The 17262-nt window shown below is 70.2% G+C and carries 14 protein-coding genes; 3 read left to right on the top strand and 11 right to left on the bottom strand.

Going from position 1 to position 17262, the window contains the following annotated elements; all coding sequences use genetic code 11:
• Positions 1–47: 47 nt before the first annotated feature.
• The 6 genes from glgP to ACRAWC_RS02350 form a co-directional block, all read right to left on the bottom strand.
• Positions 48–2615, bottom strand: coding sequence for an alpha-glucan family phosphorylase (gene glgP / locus ACRAWC_RS02375; RefSeq protein WP_431346314.1), 2568 nt, complete (start codon positions 2613–2615; stop codon positions 48–50).
• Positions 2616–2683: 68 nt separating this feature from the next.
• Entirely contained in the window at positions 2684–3142 is a 459-nt protein-coding gene (locus ACRAWC_RS02370; RefSeq protein ID WP_431346313.1) for a hypothetical protein, read from the bottom strand.
• 41 nt (positions 3143–3183) lie between these two features.
• Complete coding sequence (locus ACRAWC_RS02365; RefSeq protein WP_431346312.1) at positions 3184–3681, bottom strand: hypothetical protein; 498 nt, start codon at positions 3679–3681, stop codon at positions 3184–3186.
• A gap of 38 nt (positions 3682–3719) precedes the next feature.
• Positions 3720–4157 (bottom strand): hypothetical protein, encoded by a 438-nt coding sequence (locus tag ACRAWC_RS02360; protein ID WP_431346311.1) that lies wholly within the window; start codon positions 4155–4157, stop codon positions 3720–3722.
• Positions 4154–5245: a hypothetical protein gene (locus ACRAWC_RS02355; RefSeq protein ID WP_431346310.1), complete on the bottom strand. Its 1092-nt coding sequence runs from the start codon at positions 5243–5245 to the stop codon at positions 4154–4156. The genes ACRAWC_RS02360 and ACRAWC_RS02355 overlap by 4 nt, the downstream gene beginning before the upstream one ends.
• Before the next feature lie 175 nt (positions 5246–5420).
• Positions 5421–5687 (bottom strand): hypothetical protein, encoded by a 267-nt coding sequence (locus tag ACRAWC_RS02350; RefSeq protein ID WP_431346309.1) that lies wholly within the window; start codon positions 5685–5687, stop codon positions 5421–5423.
• A gap of 229 nt (positions 5688–5916) precedes the next feature.
• On the opposite strand from ACRAWC_RS02350, the gene ACRAWC_RS02345 reads away from it, so the two are divergent.
• Together ACRAWC_RS02345 and glgB are read left to right on the top strand one after the other, a co-directional pair.
• Positions 5917–7872, top strand: coding sequence for an alpha-1,4-glucan--maltose-1-phosphate maltosyltransferase (locus ACRAWC_RS02345; protein WP_431346308.1), 1956 nt, complete (start codon positions 5917–5919; stop codon positions 7870–7872).
• Entirely contained in the window at positions 7869–10076 is a 2208-nt protein-coding gene (glgB, locus tag ACRAWC_RS02340; RefSeq protein ID WP_431346307.1) for a 1,4-alpha-glucan branching protein GlgB, read from the top strand. The genes ACRAWC_RS02345 and glgB overlap by 4 nt, the downstream gene beginning before the upstream one ends.
• On the opposite strand, the gene ACRAWC_RS02335 is transcribed toward glgB, so the two are convergent.
• From ACRAWC_RS02335 to ACRAWC_RS02315, 5 genes are all read right to left on the bottom strand, one after another.
• Positions 10060–10845, bottom strand: a complete 786-nt coding sequence (locus ACRAWC_RS02335; RefSeq protein WP_431346306.1) for an SDR family oxidoreductase — start codon at positions 10843–10845, stop codon at positions 10060–10062. The two genes, glgB and ACRAWC_RS02335, sit on opposite strands and share 17 nt — an antisense overlap.
• A gap of 72 nt (positions 10846–10917) precedes the next feature.
• Positions 10918–11226, bottom strand: a complete 309-nt coding sequence (locus ACRAWC_RS02330; protein ID WP_431346305.1) for a tetratricopeptide repeat protein — start codon at positions 11224–11226, stop codon at positions 10918–10920.
• Positions 11199–11894 (bottom strand): thioredoxin family protein, encoded by a 696-nt coding sequence (locus ACRAWC_RS02325; RefSeq protein WP_431346304.1) that lies wholly within the window; start codon positions 11892–11894, stop codon positions 11199–11201. Before ACRAWC_RS02325 ends, ACRAWC_RS02330 begins: the two co-directional genes overlap by 28 nt.
• A 39-nt stretch (positions 11895–11933) precedes the next feature.
• Positions 11934–13319 carry a hypothetical protein gene (locus ACRAWC_RS02320; protein WP_431346303.1) on the bottom strand — a complete coding sequence of 462 codons (1386 nt, stop codon included), beginning with the start codon at positions 13317–13319 and terminating at the stop codon, positions 11934–11936.
• Positions 13316–13840 (bottom strand): hypothetical protein, encoded by a 525-nt coding sequence (locus ACRAWC_RS02315; protein WP_431346302.1) that lies wholly within the window; start codon positions 13838–13840, stop codon positions 13316–13318. The genes ACRAWC_RS02320 and ACRAWC_RS02315 overlap by 4 nt, the downstream gene beginning before the upstream one ends.
• Positions 13841–14024: 184 nt before the next feature.
• On the opposite strand from ACRAWC_RS02315, the gene ACRAWC_RS02310 reads away from it, so the two are divergent.
• Positions 14025–17252 (top strand): DivIVA domain-containing protein, encoded by a 3228-nt coding sequence (locus tag ACRAWC_RS02310; RefSeq protein WP_431346301.1) that lies wholly within the window; start codon positions 14025–14027, stop codon positions 17250–17252.
• Positions 17253–17262 lie beyond the last annotated feature (10 nt).

Genomic DNA, 17262 nt, shown 5'->3' with positions numbered 1-17262 from the left:
CACGCCGTCTCGGCGGTCCGAGGCGGCGGGTCCTGCCAGCTCGATGCTCAGGCGGCCGCGACGAGGCCGAGCTCGGCGGGCGACAGCAGCAGATCGTTGACCGGGACGACGCGCACGGTGTAGCCGAAGGAACCCGCCCAGGTCAGCGTCACGCCGCCCGAGTACTCGTGCGCGACCGACGGGTCGGCGCCCGGGACGCCGTTGGCGAGTGTCAGTCGCTCGTAGCGCACCGCGGTCAGGTCCTCGCCGTCGTAGCTGCGGCCGTAGACCAGCTGCACCTCCACGTCCTCCGGGCGCAGGCCGTTCAGGTGCACGAGCGCGCGCACCCGGAGCTGGTCGCCCACCTGCGGCACGGCGTCGAGGCCTCCCGCGTCGACGTGGGCCACATTCACGCCGGGCCACGCCGATCGCACGCGGCCCTTCCAGGCGGCGAGCTCGCGCGCGTCTCGGTAGTCGTCGGCGCTCAGCCGCTTCTCGTTGGCGGCGGCGGGCATGTAGAGCCGCTCCACGTACTCGCGCACCATCCGCTCGGCGCTCAGCGGGGCGGACAGCGTGGCGAGCGTGTGCCGGATCCTGCCGACCCAGGCCTCGGGCACGCCGTCGCTGTCGCGGTCGTAGAACCGCGGCGCGATCTGGTGCTCGATCAGGTCGTACATCGCCTCGGCCTCCAGCGCGTCGCGCTCGGCCCCGTCGCCGGCGGCGTCCGCGGACGGGATCGCCCAGCCGTTCTCGCCGTCGTAGAACTCGTTCCACCAGCCGTCCAGGATGGACAGGTTCAGCGCCCCATTGAGCGCCGCCTTCATACCGGAGGTGCCGCAGGCCTCCAGCGGCCGCAACGGGTTGTTCAGCCAGACGTCGGTGCCCGGGTAGAGCAGCTGCGCCATCCCGATGTCGTAGTCCGGCAGGAACACCATCCGGGAGCGGATCTCCGGCTCGGAGGCGAACTGCACGAGTTTCTGGATGAGGCGCTTGCCTTCGTCGTCGGCGGGGTGCGACTTGCCCGCGATCACGAACTGCACCGGGCGCTCGGGGTGCAGCAGGATGTTCTTCAGCCGCTGGGGGTCGTGCAGCATCAGCGTGAGGCGCTTGTAGGTCGGCACACGGCGGGCGAAGCCGATGGTGAGCACGTTCGGGTCGAGGAGGTCGCTGATCCAGACCGGCGGGATCCCGCCCGGGTTCTGCGCCTCCCAGGCGGCGGCGACGCGGTGCCGGGCGTCCCGGACGAGCTGCTCGCGCATCCGGGTGCGCACGCTCCACAGGTCCAGGTCGCTGACCGCGCCGGCGTTGCCCCAGTCGGCGTGGGTGGTGTCGTCGGTGCCGAGCCGCTCCAACGCGAGGGAGCGCAGCATCGGGTCGGTCCAGGTCGGCGCGTGGACGCCGTTGGTCACCGAGTCGATCGGCACCTCCGTGCTGTCGAACCCGGGGAACAGGCCGCCGAACATCTGCCGGCTGACCTCGCCGTGCAGGCGGGAGACGCCGTTGGCGTGCTGGCCGAGGCGCAGGCCCATCACCGCCATGTTGAACACCGCGTCCGAGCCGCCCGGGTAGTCCTCCGCGCCGAGCGCGAGCACCTGGGCCGGTTCGACGCCGGGGAGCAGGGACGTGGAGAAGTAGCGCTCGACCAGCGGCCGGTCGAACCGGTCGATGCCGGCAGGGACGGGCGTGTGCGTGGTGAACACCGTGCCGGCGCGCACCACCTCGAGGGCCTGGTCGAAGGTCAGCCCCTCGCCGATCAGGTCGGAGATCCGCTCCAGCCCGAGGAAGCCGGCATGCCCCTCGTTGGTGTGGAACACCTCCGCCTCGGGCGAGCCGGTGAGCTCGGTCCACGCCTTCACCGCGCGCACGCCGCCGATGCCGAGCAGCAGCTCCTGCAGCAGTCGGTGCTCGCCGCCGCCCCCGTAGAGCCGGTCGGTGACCGAGCGCAGACTCTCGTCGTTCTCGGGGATGTCCGTGTCCAGCAGCAGCAGGGTCACCCGGCCGACCGCCGCCTGCCAGACCCGGGCGCGCAGCTCGCCGGACGGGAGCGCGAGCGTGATCTGCACCGGCGCGCCGTCCGGGTCGCGGAGGACGCTCAGCGGGAGCCCGTCGGGGTCGAGCGCCGGGTAGCTCTCGACCTGCCAGCCGTCCGGCGTGATCGCCTGCGCGAAGTAGCCGGAACGGTAGAACAGGCCGACCGCGACCAACGGAGCGCCCAGGTCGCTCGCGGCCTTGAGGTGGTCTCCGGCGAGGATGCCGAGGCCGCCGGAGTACTGCGGCAGCGTCGACGCGATCCCGAACTCGGGCGAGAAGTAGGCGATGGACTTCGGCGCCGAGCCGTCGAGCGACTGGTACCAGCGCGGTTCGTGGATGTAGGCGCGCAGCTCGTCGCGGACGTGGTTCGCCCAGTCGACGTATCCCTGGTCGGCGGCGAGCTCCGCGAGCCGCGCCGGCTCGACGGAACCCAGCAGCGCGATCGGATCGTGCTCGACCTCCTGCCAGAGCTCCGGCGAGATGCGGGCGAACAGCTCCTTGGTCGGCTCGTGCCACGACCAACGGAGGTTGCCGGCGATCTCCTCCAGAGCGGAGAGGGTGTCGGGGAGGACTGCGCGGACGGTGAATCTACGGATGGCCTTCACTCGGCCCACCTTAGTGGTGCGATGTTACGGGCGGTCGATACCGTTGAGATCGAGCGTTCGTGACGGCGCTACTGCTCGATGATGCATTCGCCTTCCGCCGAGATGCCCATCCCTGTGGTGCTGGCGTTGAAAATCAGGCCAGCACCGAAGGGCAGATCAACAACGATTTCGGTGAACTTCTCCTGGTCGGCTGCGGTCGGCCCGATTTGCCGGACCCGGTAACCGAGACCCGAGTACTGGTTGGAGTTGCGCGCTCCACACGGCCCGGAGGACCATCTGACGTTGTTGGTGATAACAAACGGGCGATCGTGGCTATCGAGCCATTCTCCGCCGAGGAATTGGACAAGGTCATCCGTATGAGCGAGAGCCTTATCCAGAGTTTGCCTATCCGTCTTACTCGAGAACTCCGCAGGTGGGGCGACAGCGCCACCGAAATCGTTGGTTCCGCCTACCGGCGCACACCCGGCTAGGGCGAACGCCAGCATGGTCGCGACGATCGCAGCGGCGGTGCGGCGGAATCGTGTCATCTGGCTTGCCCATTCCGTCTCTCGGCGTGCACGACCCGGTGCTACTGCTTGATGATGCATTCGCCTTCCGTTGAGATGCCCATCCCTGTTGTGCTGGCGTTGAACCCGAGACCTGCGCCGTAGGCCAGATCAACGAATATTGCGGTGAACATCGTGTTGCTGGTGTCGGTCGGCCCGATCTGGCGGACCCGATAACCGAGTTTCTCCCAATGGTCTCGAACCTGCTCGATCTTCGCCGTCGGGTCCGCGACCGGGGCACCCTGATGAAGAAAGATCGAGTACTGGTTGGTGTTGTGAGCCCCACACGGCCCAGAGGACCATCCCGACCGGTCGGTGGGATCGAACACGCCGGGCGGCACACCAGCGTTGAGCCACTCGCAGCCCAGTAGTTGAACCAGGTCGTCCGCATGGGCCAAGGCCTCATCCAACGTCTGGATGTCAGTCTTGGTCGAGAACTCGGCAGGTGGAACGACAGCGCCACCGAAATCGTTCATTGTTCCTCCATAAAACGCACATCCGGTCACGGCGAGCGCCAGCATTGCTACGGCTGTCGCCGCAATGGTTCGACGAATGGATGTCACCAGCCTTTCCCCAAACGGGTGCCACGGTTGATATTGCCGCCCAACCTCGGCGCGGCGGCGGCGGTGTTGTTGATGGCTTCCGTGTGCATGTTGAGATACCCCTGTCCAGCCGTCGCATGCCGGGAGAAGAACCCACCACGGTCAGATCCGTAACCGAGAACGTCATGCCCATCGGTCGGCTTCAACCGATGGGCGGCGTCACCTTCGGACGAGAACACATTCGCACCGAATGACTCGTCCCGCGGATCACGCCGCCCGGATCCGACGCGCCCCCAGTCCGCGACCTGGTCCTGCGAGGACTGCGACGCGTATACCTGCCCCGCACCCCCATCCACTCGCAGTGAATCCGCGGTCGGACTATCCTTCTCAACCCCGGCTGAAGCCAGCAGCACCACCGACTGCACGTTGTGCGACAGACCTCCGCCGGCGCTCACCGCCTTGGTGACGACAGTGGTCCCATACGAATGACGTTGGTCCACCCGGAGAGAGTGTCACGCTCATTGCCCAGCCCGCTGTTCATCCCGGGAACCATCCACGTCACCTTGCCCGACTTCTCCGCGCTGGTGTCCCCGATCGCGACCGCTGCCAGGGGCGGCACGTGCGTCGAGTAGTAGGCCAGCAACCCGCGGGGCGGCAGCTGCTCCTTCGCCAGCCTTTCGTAATCCAGCCCAGGCCCGGAGATCCCACCCACCTTGAGCGCGGCGAGGATGTCCTGAATGACGATCCCGCGCGGAGAATTCGGGTCGATGCTGGGGTCGTACAGATCCCGCTGGAACTGGATCATGTTGGCGTGGATGCGGGTGTCGGCGTCCAGCCCGGGCAGATTCCCGACGATCGACGGCGCGGCCTGGCACCACTTCTCCCGCTGTTCGGGGCTGAGGGTCTTCCACCAGCTCGCCACTGCTTCCGCCGGAGGCGGAGTGTCCCAGAATGCTTGGATCAGGTCCGGGTTGCTGTTCAGGATCCGTTCCACCTCGGCCGGGCTGAGCAGCGCAAGGAGGTTCATCAGCTCGGAGGCGGTCCACGTTCTCCGCGGATCGGGCTTCGCGGCGGAGGCGGTAACGGTCGACGCGACCGTGCGGGCAGGCGCGCCCGTTCGGAAGAGCCCTCGGGTTGCCGCGTCGAACTCCTTCAACGCCCGCAGCATGTCCTCCAGCTCGCGGAGCTGCTTCTCCAGGTGGGCAAGCACCAACTCGAGCTGAAAGTTCAGCGCACGCAGCGCTTCGCCGAACATCGGCACCGTGGACACCGCACTCGCCACAGCGGTGTTCAGGTCGATGATGCGCTCCGTCGCGTCACGCTGGCTCCGAGTCGCCGCGAGCTGCGTGTTCAGCTCGTCCTCTTTCAGCACGCCGAACTGGCTGACCTTCGCGTCCGCCCGCGTGTAGGTGTCGAGATCGCGCTGGATCGACTCGACCTCGGTTCTGGTGTCGGAGAGCGCGGGCGTGATGACCTGTGCGAACAACGCATCGACCGCGGAGTAGCCGTGCCCGGACAGTTCGCCCGTCCCCAGCGCTGCCAACAGACCACGGCTCGCACTTCGAGACTCATCGAGCATGGACAACGCAGCAGTGAGGTTCGTCGACAGCCCCGCCTTCAACCTGTCGGAGTCACGCGAGTCATAGCTCAACCCCATGCTGCGCAGCCCCCATCGTCACGCTGCCCGTACGCGCGCTCGCACTCGCCGAGGCCGTTCATCACATTCCGCCCCAGCTGGCCGCGTCCCGGTCATCGCGTGCTTCGATCTCTGCCGCGAGCGCCGTAACCTTGGCAGCCTCGCTTTTCACCCCGGAAATCAGCTCCGTGACGTTCCTGAGCGTTTCGTTCGCGACCCTCGCGCCGTCCAACATTCCGGAGACGTTGCTCGAGTCAATGACCACGTGCTGCCCGGGCGGGTCACCGTGGAGCTCGGTGAATCCCGAGACCGCGGCTTGTGCGGCACCGAGGCTGGAAGAGACCTTCATGCGCACTCCGCCTCGGCGACCGCGTATCTTTCATCCCACACTCTTCCCTTATATCTCACGCGATGTCGTCGAAAGTCCGCCCGTCCGCTGCGGGCGAATGAGTGTACGGTCGGCATGTGGCAAAGAGCGCAGCGACCAAAACATCAGCCGCCGCAGCACCGGAGGCGCCGGCAGCCGTCGAATACGACCCCTCCTCCCCCGGCTCCCCATCCTGGGACTCTCGCCCCAGGTGGACGAGGGCCACTGGGCCGCGTCCGCGTTCAGCGGCGAGGTCGTCCCGTTCCGGGCGACAGCCTTCCGCGAGGGCCACGACCGGATCGGCGTCGACCTGATCCTGCTCGACCCGTCGGGCAACCAGGTCGAGCACCACATGCGGCCGCTCGCCCCCGGCACCGACCGCTGGGGCGTGGAGGTCCAGCTCGAGGAGGAGGGCCTCTGGCGCTACCGCGTCCAGGCCTACGCGGACGAGTACGCGACGTGGCGGCACAACGCAGAGGTCAAGGTGCCGGCCGGCGTAGACGTCGAGTTGATGCTGACGATGGGACGCGAGCTGCTGGAGAAGGCCGCGACCGACAAGCGCCGCAGCACCGCAGAGCGCCGCCACCTGTCCGAGGCCGCCCGGGTCGTCGGCGACTCCGAGCGCGGCGTCGACGAACGCTTCCAGGCGGCGGTCGACGACCGGATCCGGCGGATCCTCACCGAGCGGCCCGTGGTCGCCCTGCCGTCCCTCTCGCCCACGCGCGCCATCCTGGTGGAGCGCACCAGAGCCGGGGTCGGGAGCTGGTACGAGTTCTTCCCGCGCTCCGAGGGCGCCAAGCGCCTGCCGGACGGCTCCTGGCAGTCCGGGACCTTCCGCACCGCCGCCAAGCGGCTCCCCGAGGTCGCCGCGATGGGCTTCGATGTGGTCTACCTGCCGCCCATCCACCCGATCGGCCGCACCTTCCGCAAGGGGCCGAACAACAGTCTGGACGCCGGACCGAACGACCCGGGCTCTCCGTGGGCGATCGGCGGGCCGGAGGGCGGCCACGACGCCATCCACCCGGACCTGGGGACGGAGAAGGACTTCGTCTTCTTCCTCGGCAAGGCCAAGCAGGCCGGGCTGGAGATCGCCCTCGACCTCGCCCTGCAGGCCGCCCCCGACCACCCCTGGGTCACGACGCATCCCGAGTGGTTCACCACGCTTCCGGACGGGACGATCGCGTACGCCGAGAACCCGCCGAAGAAGTACCAGGACATCTACCCGATCAACTTCGACAACGACTACGACGGCCTGCGCGCCGAGGTGCTGCGCATCGTCCGGTACTGGATGTCGCTCGGAGTGCGGATCTTCCGGGTCGACAACCCGCACACCAAGCCGCTGCACTTCTGGGAGTGGCTGATCCACACGGTCAACGCCACCGACCCTGACGTGGTGTTCCTGGCGGAGGCGTTCACCCGTCCGGCTCTGCTGCACACCCTGGCGAAGGCGGGCTTCCAGCAGTCGTACACGTACTTCACCTGGCGCAACACCAAGGAGGAGCTGGAGGAGTTCCTGACCGGGCTCGCAACGGAGACGGCCGACTTCCTGCGCCCGAACCTGTTCGTGAACACCCCGGACATCCTCACCGAGTACCTGCAGTTCGGTGGTCCGGCCGCCTTCAAGATCCGGGCGGCGATCGCGGCGACCGCGGCGCCGACCTGGGGCGTCTACTCCGGCTTCGAGCTGTACGAGAACGTCGCCCGGCCGGGCGCCGAGGAGTACATCGACAACGAGAAGTACGAGTACCGACCGCGCGACTACGCGCGGGCCGCGGCGCTGGGCCGCTCGCTCGCGCCGTACCTGACCATGCTCAACCGCGCGCGCAGCGAGCATCCGGCGCTCCGCCAGCTCCGCAACCTGCGCGTGCACCGGACCGACGACGACTCGATCCTCGTCTACTCGAAGTACCTGGCCGGCGAGTTCACCCGCAGCGGCAAGCCCGACGCGGTGCTCGTCGTCGCCAACGTCGACCCGCACTCGGTGCGCGAGACGATGGTCCACCTCGACGTCACGGCGTTCGGCATCGAGCAGGGCGCCCAGTTCGAGGTGCGCGACCTGGTCACCGGCCAGCGCTGGACCTGGGGCTCCGACGCCTATGTGCGTCTCGACGCGTTCACCGAGCCCGTCCACATCCTGACCGTCAAGCCGTTGGAGGCCGCACGATGACCCCGATTCCCGAGGGCGCCGCCGCCGTCGACCTGCCCGCCATCGACGACGACGTGCTGCGGGCCGTCTCGACCGGCAGCTACCACGACCCGCACTCCGTGCTCGGTCAGCACCAGATCGCCGCCGCCGGCGTCGAGGACCCGATCACGGTCATCCGTGCGCTCCGCCCGCTCGCCGAAGCGGTCTTCGCCATCCTGCCGACGGGAGCGCACCTCCAGCTCGCGCACCTCGGTCACGGCATCTGGCAGGGAGTCGACATCGTCGGCCCCGGCGACTACGAGCTGGAGGCGCGCTACGCCGGCGGCAGCACCTGGACCGCGGACGACCCGTACCGGTTCCTCCCGACGATCGGCGAACTCGACCTCCACCTCATCCGGGAGGGCAGGCACGAGCAGCTCTGGACGGCGCTCGGCGCGCACGTCCGCGACCTCGGCGGCGTCGTCGGCACCTCCTTCACGGTCTGGGCGCCGCACGCCCGCGCCGTCCGCGTCGTCGGCGACTTCAACGGCTGGGACGGCACTCTGCACGCGATGCGCAACATGGGCGCCTCTGGAGTGTGGGAGCTGTTCGTGCCCGGGGTCGGCGAAGGCTCCATCTACAAGTTCGACCTGCTCGGCGCGAACGGCGAATGGGTCCGCAAGATCGACCCGATGGCGCAGGCCGCCGAGACCCCGCCGAACACGGCATCCGTCGTCACGGTCAGTCGGCACGAGTGGGCGGACGGCGAGTGGATGACGCACCGCGCCGCCACCGACCCGCACTCCGGGCCGATGAGCATCTACGAGCTGCACTTCGGCAGCTGGCGGCCCGGCCTCGGCTACCGGGAGGCCGCCGACCAGCTCATCGACTACGTGGGCGGACTCGGCTACACGCACGTCGAGTTCCTGCCGCTCGCCGAGCACCCGTTCGGAGGCTCGTGGGGCTACCAGGTGACCGGCTACTACGCCCCGACCAGCCGGTTCGGCTCGCCCGACGATCTCAAGTACCTGATCGACCGGCTGCACCAGGCCGGCATCGGCGTCATCATGGACTGGGTGCCCGGCCACTTCCCCAAGGACGACTGGGCGCTCGCGCGCTTCGACGGCCAGGCCCTCTACGAGCACTCGGACCCCCGCCGCGGCGAGCACAAGGACTGGGGCACGTACATCTTCGACTACGGCAACTCGCAGGTGCGCAACTTCCTGGTCGCGAACGCGCTGTACTGGCTGGAGGAGTTCCACGTCGACGGACTCCGCGTCGACGCAGTGGCATCGATGCTCTACCTCGACTACTCGCGCAACGAGGGCGAGTGGGAGCCGAACATCCACGGCGGCCGCGAGAACCTGGAGGCGATCGGCTTCCTGCAGGAGGTCACCGCGACCTCCTACAAGCGCAACCCCGGCACCGTGATGATCGCCGAGGAGTCCACGAGCTACGCCGGCGTCACGGCGCCGACTTCGTCGGGCGGCCTCGGCTTCGGGCTCAAGTGGAACATGGGCTGGATGCACGACGCGCTCCAGTACATCCAGGAGAACCCGATGTGGCGCAGCTACCACCACAGCGAGATCACGTTCTCCTTCGTCTACGCGTGGAGCGAGAACTTCCTGCTGCCGATCAGCCACGACGAGGTCGTGCACGGCAAGGGCTCGCTGATCGGGAAGATGCCCGGCGACCATTGGCAGCAGCTCGCGAACGTGCGCGCCTTCCTGTCCTTCATGTGGGCGCACCCGGGCAAGCAGCTTCTGTTCATGGGCCAGGAGTTCGGGCAGTACTCCGAGTGGAGCGAGGAGCGCGGCCTGGACTGGTGGATGCTCGACCAGCCGAGCCATCGCGGGCTCTGGAACCTCGTCTCCCAGCTCAACGCCGTCTACCGCGACAACCCGCAGTTCTGGGCGCTCGACAACGACCCGGGCGGCTTCGAGTGGCTGGACGGCTCGGACGCCGCCGGCAACGTCCTCGCGTTCCTGCGCAAGGACCGCGACGGCTCGCCGATCGCGGTGCTGCTGAACTTCTCGGGCAACCCGCACGGCGACTACCGGGTCGGCCTGCCGTTCGCCGGCGAGTGGGAGGAGCTCCTCAACACGGACGCCGAGGACTTCGGCGGCTCCGGCGTCGGCAACTTCGGCGGCGTCACCGCGCACGACGAGCCGTGGATGGGCCGGCCGGCCTCGGCCGTGCTGACGCTGCCGCCGCTGGGGGCGCTCTTCCTCAGACCGCGTTCTTGAGCCACGCCGCGTACGCGATGCCGTCGACGGCGTGATCCGGCGCGAGGTGGCGCCCCGCGCGCCACGCCGAGCCGAGCGGGCCGGCGAGGCGGACCGACACGATCGGTCGCCGCGTGCCCGTGGCGTCCTTCCACTGCCGGGCGAGCGCTCGCGCGCTCTCCACCCGCGGGCCGCCCACTGTTCGGGTCGAACCCGGCTCGCCGACGCCCTCGGCCGCGTCCAGCAGGACGCGCGCGACGTCGGCGACCGAGATGGGCTGGAACCGGGTCCCTGAGGGCGCCGTCAACGTTCCGAACCGACGGCCGCGCTCGAACACCGACGTGACGAAGTCGTGGAACTGCGTGGTGCGCACGATCCGGACCTCCAGCGGCGACTCCAGGTAAGTGCTCTCCTGCACCAGCTTCGACCGGTAGTACGGGTAGCGCGCGCCGTCGATGCCCGCGATGGACAGCAGCACCGCCCGGCCGACGCCGTACCGCGCGGCGGTGTGCAGGAGGTTGCGGGAGCCGTGCGCGAACACGTGCGACGCACGTCGGCCCCCGGCGTTGCTCGTGTCGATGAGCACGTCGACGCCGTCGACCGCCTCCTCGAGCCCGTCCCCCGTCACCAGGTCGGCCGTCACATAGGCCGCGCCGTCGACGTACGCGGCCTCGTCGTCGTCGGGCGTGCGCCGGGCGGCGACCACGACCTGGTGGCCGCGCGCGACGGCCTCAGCGGTGACGGCGCGACCGGCGAGACCGGTCCCACCGACGATGAGCACACGGGACATGCGCGAGCCTTCCAGGCGAGGGGGATGTCAGCCGCTCGGTGCGTCGGACCCGGCCGGATGGGAGGGCGCGCGTCAGTAGAGCAACGACGCCAGCCTAGCCCTGGCCTTGCCGACGCGGGGGTCGTCCACGCCGACGATCTCGAAGTACTCCAGAATGCGCGCGCGCACGGCCTCCTTGCCCTCCGCGTCGAGCGTCGGGAACAGGGTCAGCAGCCGGTCGAAGGCGTCGTCGACGTGGCCTCCGGAGAGGTCGAGGTCGGCCACGGCGAGCTGGGCGTCGCTGTCGCCCGGCGCGGCGGCCGCGGCGTTGCGGATCTCATCGAGCGTCCGGCCGGCCAGGCGCGCCAGCAGGCTCACCTGCGCGAGCCCGGCGATCGCCATCTGGTCGCGCGGATCCTGGGCGATCGCGGTCTTGTAGGCGGCGATGGCCGCGGGATAGTCGCCGCGGTCGATCGCGTCGTACGCCTCGGCGTGCAGCGGGGGCAGCGGCGGCTCCGGCGCGGGCTCGTCGGCGTCGGCGTCGGCGTCGGCGCCCGGGGTCTCCCCGCCGCGGCGTCGATCTGCGCGGACCCGGTGACCCCGTTCTGTGCAGCCAGCTCGAGCAGCTGGGCGAACACATCGCGCACCTGGTCCTCCGGGAGCGCTCCGGTGAAGAGCTGCACGGGCCGGCCCGCGACGATGCCGGCCACGGCCGGCGCCGACTGCGCCTGGAACGCCTGCACGAGCTGCGGGTTCGCGTCGACATCGACCTGGACGAGCACGATCCGGCCCGCGAGGTCGGTGGTGACGCGGTCGAGGACCGTCGCGAGCGCGCGGTCCGGGTCGGCCCACGAGGCCGTGAGCGCGACCACGACAGGGATGCGCATCGACAGGTCGATGAAGTCGTTGAAGTTCGCGTCGGTGCCCTGGAAGAACAGGCTCGGCAGCTCGACCGGCTCGCCCGGCGCCGCGCCGCCCGCGTCGCCCTGCCCGGGCTGCGGCCGGTTCACGAGGCCGCTCAGATCCACGGCGCCGCGGAGGTTGGTCGGATTCGGCGGAAGCTGACTCATGCGCTCAAGCCTACTGCGCGGCCGGGCGCCGTTCGCGGGTCACTGCACCTCGCGCGCGGAGACCAGGCCCTGGGCGAAGCCGAGCAGGCGCACCTTCTCGTTCGAGCCCGCCGGGGGCACGTAGAAGGCGAGCTGGTAGCCGTACACCGATTCGATGCCGGTGTTGGACTGTGCGACGCCGCTCAGCGCCGCCGTCGTGGCGCCCGCGATGACCTGGGCGCCGGCCTCCGTCACACGGTGGAGCTGCACTTCCTCCGGGTTGACCCAGACGATGGCGCCGGAGTCGTTGGTCGCCATCGAGATGACCGGGCCGGCTCCGACCCTGCCCGCGAAGGTGAGCGTGGAGGTCTGGCCGAACTGCTGCGCGAGCCTGGCCTGCTCCTGCTGCTTCCAGGAGGCGCCGACCTGCGCGACGAGCTTGTCGTCGGTGAGGTCGAAGCTGGGGTACCACTTGCTCTTCTCGCCGTTCAGCAGGATGTCCCCGTAGGCGGCCGCCACTTGGTCGGGCTGGACCTTCAGAAGCTTGGAGTCCGGGGGCACCACCGCGGCGCCGATGCTCGCCGGCGCCAGGTTCGGCACCTTGACGTTCGGCTCGAGCGCGATCGCGTACTCCACCAGGTAGTTGTCGCGCGGCGTCTGCTGCACGAGGGCGAGCGCGAGCGGCGCCTGCGGTTTGCCCGTGGCGTCGTTCGGCATCTTCACGACGGCCGTGACGGTGCGCGGCCAGCTGTCGGTCGCCTGCGGGAGCGAGAGCTCGAGCGGTCCGGCCGGGATGGCGGGAAGCGCCGGCTGGTCCGCCTTCTTGACCCGGATCGCGTAGTTGGCCGTGCGGAGCTGGAGGGCCGGTCCGGCGAAGCGCAGCTTCGCCAGGTTCGGGTCGTTCTTGGCGTCCGCATTGGCCGCGGCGACCGAGATCCGCTTGATGATGCGCTCGAGCTGCGGCGCCGTCACGGCGGGCGGCGGGGTGTTGCTGTTCGCGTTCGGCGCGCCCGTCGTCGCGGTCGGCGTCGGAGTCGGGGTGGGCGTCGACGTCTCGGCGAAGGCGGCGCCCGCTCCGGTGCCGGTCAGGGCGAGGACGCCCGCGAGGAGGGCAGGCGCCATCACGCGCGTCCGGCGGCTCGACCGCCGTCCCCGCGGGGTCGCCTCGAGGGACGCGGTCGGCTTGTACTTGGGGGCTTTGGGGAGCTTCGGCATCTTGGGTCCGCTCTTGCGTCGTGGGCCGCGCGACCTGCGGTGGGTGTAGAGCCCCCACAGGTAGAGCGCGATGCCGATCACCAGGAGCACGAGACCGCCGATGATGAGCGGGAACGCCCACGGCGTGCTGGTGTCGACGGGCCAGGTCAGAACGATCTTGTTCGGGGCGGGGGTGGTCCCGTCGCCGGCGACGATGACGCTGACACCGGAGGGGACGTTCATCTTGGTCACCTGGGCATCCTGGCCGTCGTACTCGTCGAGCCAGAGATCGGAGCCGGCCGGGTCGGGGCCGGGGTGGCGGCCTGCGCCGGGGTCGACCCGGTAGGCGCAGGCGTCGGCGTGGCCGTCGGGGCCGGCGTCGCGGTGGAGGCCGCGCCGGTCGAGCCGGTCGAGCCCGAGGAGCCCGTCAGGCCGGACTTCGGGGTCACGGTCTTCACTGTCACGGCGCTGTCGCCCGCGCGGTAGGAGATGTCCGCATACTTCTGGTCCGCCAGCCACGCCTTCACATCGGCGGTGCGGCCGTAGGCGACCACCTGGGTCTTGGCGTTCTTGGAGCCGGAGACGGACAGCGTCTGCTGCCCGGGATGGGCGTTCAGGACCGCGCTGTCGATCACGATGTAGCGGGTGTCAGCGGGGACGGTCGCCGCCGCGGTCACCTGCGACGGAGGTGCGAAGATCGTGCGCTGGGCGATGCCGGCCACGATCATGACGGCAGCGACCACGAACGCGACGATGGCCAATACGAAACGCAAACAGAACTCCTCAGTGCCGGACGGGGGGCGGGCACAGTCACACCACGATAATGGAGCACCCTGAGAGGCATCTAACCGTTGTCTGCACGCTCATGCAGTCCCCCATGCGGGTACGGGTCTCGAAATGTAAGATCGATGCGGCGCGCGCGCGGCTCGCTCACTCGATCCCCTCAGGAGTAACACGGTGGCCACCGACGAAACCAACTTCACCCAGGCCTTTCGCGGCTATGACAAGGACGAAGTCGACCAGGCCATCCAAGACCTCCGCCGCGAGCTGATCAAATCCAACACCCAGTCGGCCGACCAGGCCAAGGAGCTCAAGCGCCTCCAGCTCCGCATCGACGAACTGAACGCCGAGATCGAGGAGGTCGGCAGCCCGACGTACTCCGGGCTCGGCACCAAGCTGGAGAACACCCTCCGGGTCGCCGAGGAGCAGTCCACCCGGCTCATCGCGCAGGCCGACATCGACGCCGAGAAGCTGCGCACCGGCGTCGCCGCCGAGATCGACAAGATCAAGAGGACCGCCGCTCAACAGGCCGAGCGCGTCCTGGCCGACGCCCAGGCCCGCGCGACGACCGCCCTCGAGGACGCCCAGATCGAATCCTCCGAGCTGCTGGCGCGAACGCGCGCCGACAAGGAGACCCTGCTCAACGACGCGATCAGGGAGGCCGCCGCCATCCGCGGCGCCGTGGCCACCGAGGCGGCCGAACTGCGCGCGACGAGCAAGCGCGAGGCCGCCGCGCTCCGCGCCGAGGCCGACCGCGAGGCCGCCGAACTGAAGGCCGTCGCCCTGCGCGAGGCGGAGGCGGCGCGCGCCGAGGCAGCCGAGCTCGACCGGACCATCGCCGCCCGCCGCGGCGAGCTGGAGAACGCGCTCGCGGCCGACCGCGCCGCGTTCGAGCGCGAGGCCGCGCAGACGCGCCTCGAGCTCGACAAGCGGGTGGCCGAGACCGCCGACCGCCTGGCCGCCGAGCAGGCGGAGGCGCGCGGAGCCCTCGCCGCCGAGATCGCCCAGGCCCGCGCCGAGCTCGCGGACGAGGTCGAGCAGCAGCGCGCGACGCTCGCCGCGCGGGCCGCGCAGACGCGCGCCGACCTCGACCACGAGGACACCACCAGGCGTCAGGCGCTCGCCGCCGACGTCGAGCAGACCACGACCTCCCTGGCCGCGGAGGTCGAACAGACCAGGAGCTCCCTCGCCGCCGAAGTCGAGCAGACCAAGGCCCGCCTTGCCGACGAGGTCACGACGACCACCTCGGCCCTCGCGGACGAGGTCGCCCGCACCAAGACCGAGCTCGCCGACGAGGTGACGCGCACGAAGGCCGCGCTCGCCGACGAGGTCACCAGCACGAAGGCCGCGCTGGAGACCGAGGTCACCACTACGCGCTCGACGCTCGAGACCGACGTGACCACCACCCGTTCGGCGCTGGCCGAGGAGGTCGAGCGCACCAAGAAGGAGCTCGCCGACGAGGTCCTGCAGACCCGCTCGACCCTCGAGCGCGAGACCACCGAGACCCGCAGCGCCCTCGAAGCCGACCGCACGGCGACCGCCGCCCAGCTCACCGCCGACCGGGAACGGGTCGCGAACGAGCTCGCGGCCGAGGAGGAGACCACCCGCGCCCGCGTCACGGCCCTGCGCGAGCGCACCGCCGCCGAGCTGGCGACGGAGGTCGCGGACACCCGGGCCGACCTCGCCGCCGAGGTCGAGACCACGCGGGCCGACGTCGCCAAGGAGACCGACGCGGCGCGCTCCGCCCTCGCGAAGGAGGTCGAAACCACCAAGGCCTCCCTCGCCAAGGAGGTCACGAGCACCCGCTCGGCGCTGAAGAAGGAGGCCGACTCCACCAAGACCGCGCTGGCCAAGGAGGTCGAGACCACGCAGGCGTCCCTCGCCAAGGAGGTGGAGACCACCCGCGCCGAGCTCGCCGCCGAGGTGGAGACCGCACGCGCCGCCCTCGCGGAGGAGGTCGAGACCACCCAGTCCGCGCTGGCCGAAGAAGTGGAGTCCACCAGGTCCGCCCTCGCCGAGGAGGTCCAGACCACCCGGGCGGAGCTGGCCGACGAGGTCGAGACCACGCGCTCGGAGCTGGCCGCCGACGTCGAGCGTCAGCGCCGTGAGCTGGAGACCGAGGCCGCCGACGTGCGCGCCGAGCTGGCCGCCGAGGTCGGGGAGGCCCGCACAGCCCTGGCCGAGGAGCTCGCCACCGAGCGCAGCGCGCTCACCGCCGAGGTGACCTCCACCCGCGCCCGGCTCGCCGCCGACGTCGACCAGACCGCCGCCCGGCTCGCCGCGGAGAAGGAGCAGACCCTCTCCACGCTCGAGACCCAGGTCGTCACGACGAGGGCCGCGCTGGCCGCCGAGGTCGAGCAGACCAAGTCCGCCCTGGCCGCCGAGGTCGAGCAGACCAAGTCCGCCCTGGAGACCGAGGTCACGACCACGACCTCCAACCTGGCCGCCGAGGTCGAGCAGACCAAGTCCGCCCTCGAGACCGAGGTCACCACCACGAAGTCCGCGCTGGCCGCCGAGGTCGAGCAGACCACGTCCGCCCTCGCCGCCGAGGTCGAGGAGACCCGCTCCCGCCTCGCCGACGAGACCGAGCAGACCCGCAGCACGCTCGCCGCGGACGTGAAGCGCACCGCCGCCGACCTCGCCGACCAGCGTGCTCGCACGGCCCAGGAGCTGAAGAACGACCGCGAGCAGCAGCGCCTCGAGCTGGAGCGCGAGGCCGATCAGACCCGGGTGACGCTCGCCGAGGAGACCGAGCGCGCCCGCGTCACGCTCGACGCCGAGATCGCGAAGGCCCGCGCCGAGGTCGCGCGCGAAGCCGCAGAGGCGAGCACCGCGCTCGACGCCGAACTCGCCGAGCGACAGGCCGCCTACGACCAGGAGGCCGCGACCGCCCGCGCCGACCTCGAGGCGGAGCTCACCGCCCTGCGCACCTCCACTCTCGCCGAGCTCGACAAGCGCACCCGCGAGATCGAGCAGGCGCGCATCGACCTCGACGTCGAGCTGCGTGCCCGCCGCGACGAGGCAGAGAAGGAGTACCTCGGCCGGCATCAGGAGGCGGTGGCACAGACGCAGAAGTACCTGGACGAGGCCAACGTACAGCTCGCCGACGCCGTCAAGCGCACCTCGCAGGCGCGCACGGAGGCCGAGACCCTCGACACCGAGGCCCGAGAGACGGTCAAGAAGGCCCGCAAGGAAGCCGAGAAGGTCGCCGCCGACATCGTCCGGGAGGCGCAGGAGCGCGCCGACGCCCTGGTGGAGGAGGCCGAGGAGCGCACGCAACGCCTGGTCGCCGACGCAGAAGAGCGCCTCTCCCAGATTAGGATTGAGCGCGAAGCCGTCGCCGGTTACTTCGAGAACCTGAGGGGTATGCTCCAGCAGGCGGATCAGGTTTCCGCAGACGACTGAGTCCGCCTCC

The sequence above is a fragment of the Leifsonia sp. L25 genome (assembly GCF_050632895.1).
Note: the sequence above shows the minus strand (reverse complement) of the source record. Positions and strands in the feature narration are given on the sequence as shown.

Bases quoted from the DNA above. Each gene is read 5' to 3' on its own strand.
- ACRAWC_RS02370 (WP_431346313.1), bottom strand. From the start codon at position 3,142: ATGACACGATTCCGCCGCACCGCCGCTGCGATCGTCGCGACCATGCTG.
- ACRAWC_RS02365 (WP_431346312.1), bottom strand. From the start codon at position 3,681: ATGCTGGCGCTCGCCGTGACCGGATGTGCGTTTTATGGAGGAACAATG.
- ACRAWC_RS02350 (WP_431346309.1), bottom strand. From the start codon at position 5,687: ATGAAGGTCTCTTCCAGCCTCGGTGCCGCACAAGCCGCGGTCTCGGGA.
- glgB (WP_431346307.1), top strand. From the start codon at position 7,869: ATGACCCCGATTCCCGAGGGCGCCGCCGCCGTCGACCTGCCCGCCATC.
- ACRAWC_RS02335 (WP_431346306.1), bottom strand. From the start codon at position 10,845: ATGTCCCGTGTGCTCATCGTCGGTGGGACCGGTCTCGCCGGTCGCGCC.
- ACRAWC_RS02330 (WP_431346305.1), bottom strand. From the start codon at position 11,226: ATGGCGATCGCCGGGCTCGCGCAGGTGAGCCTGCTGGCGCGCCTGGCC.
- ACRAWC_RS02325 (WP_431346304.1), bottom strand. From the start codon at position 11,894: ATGAGTCAGCTTCCGCCGAATCCGACCAACCTCCGCGGCGCCGTGGAT.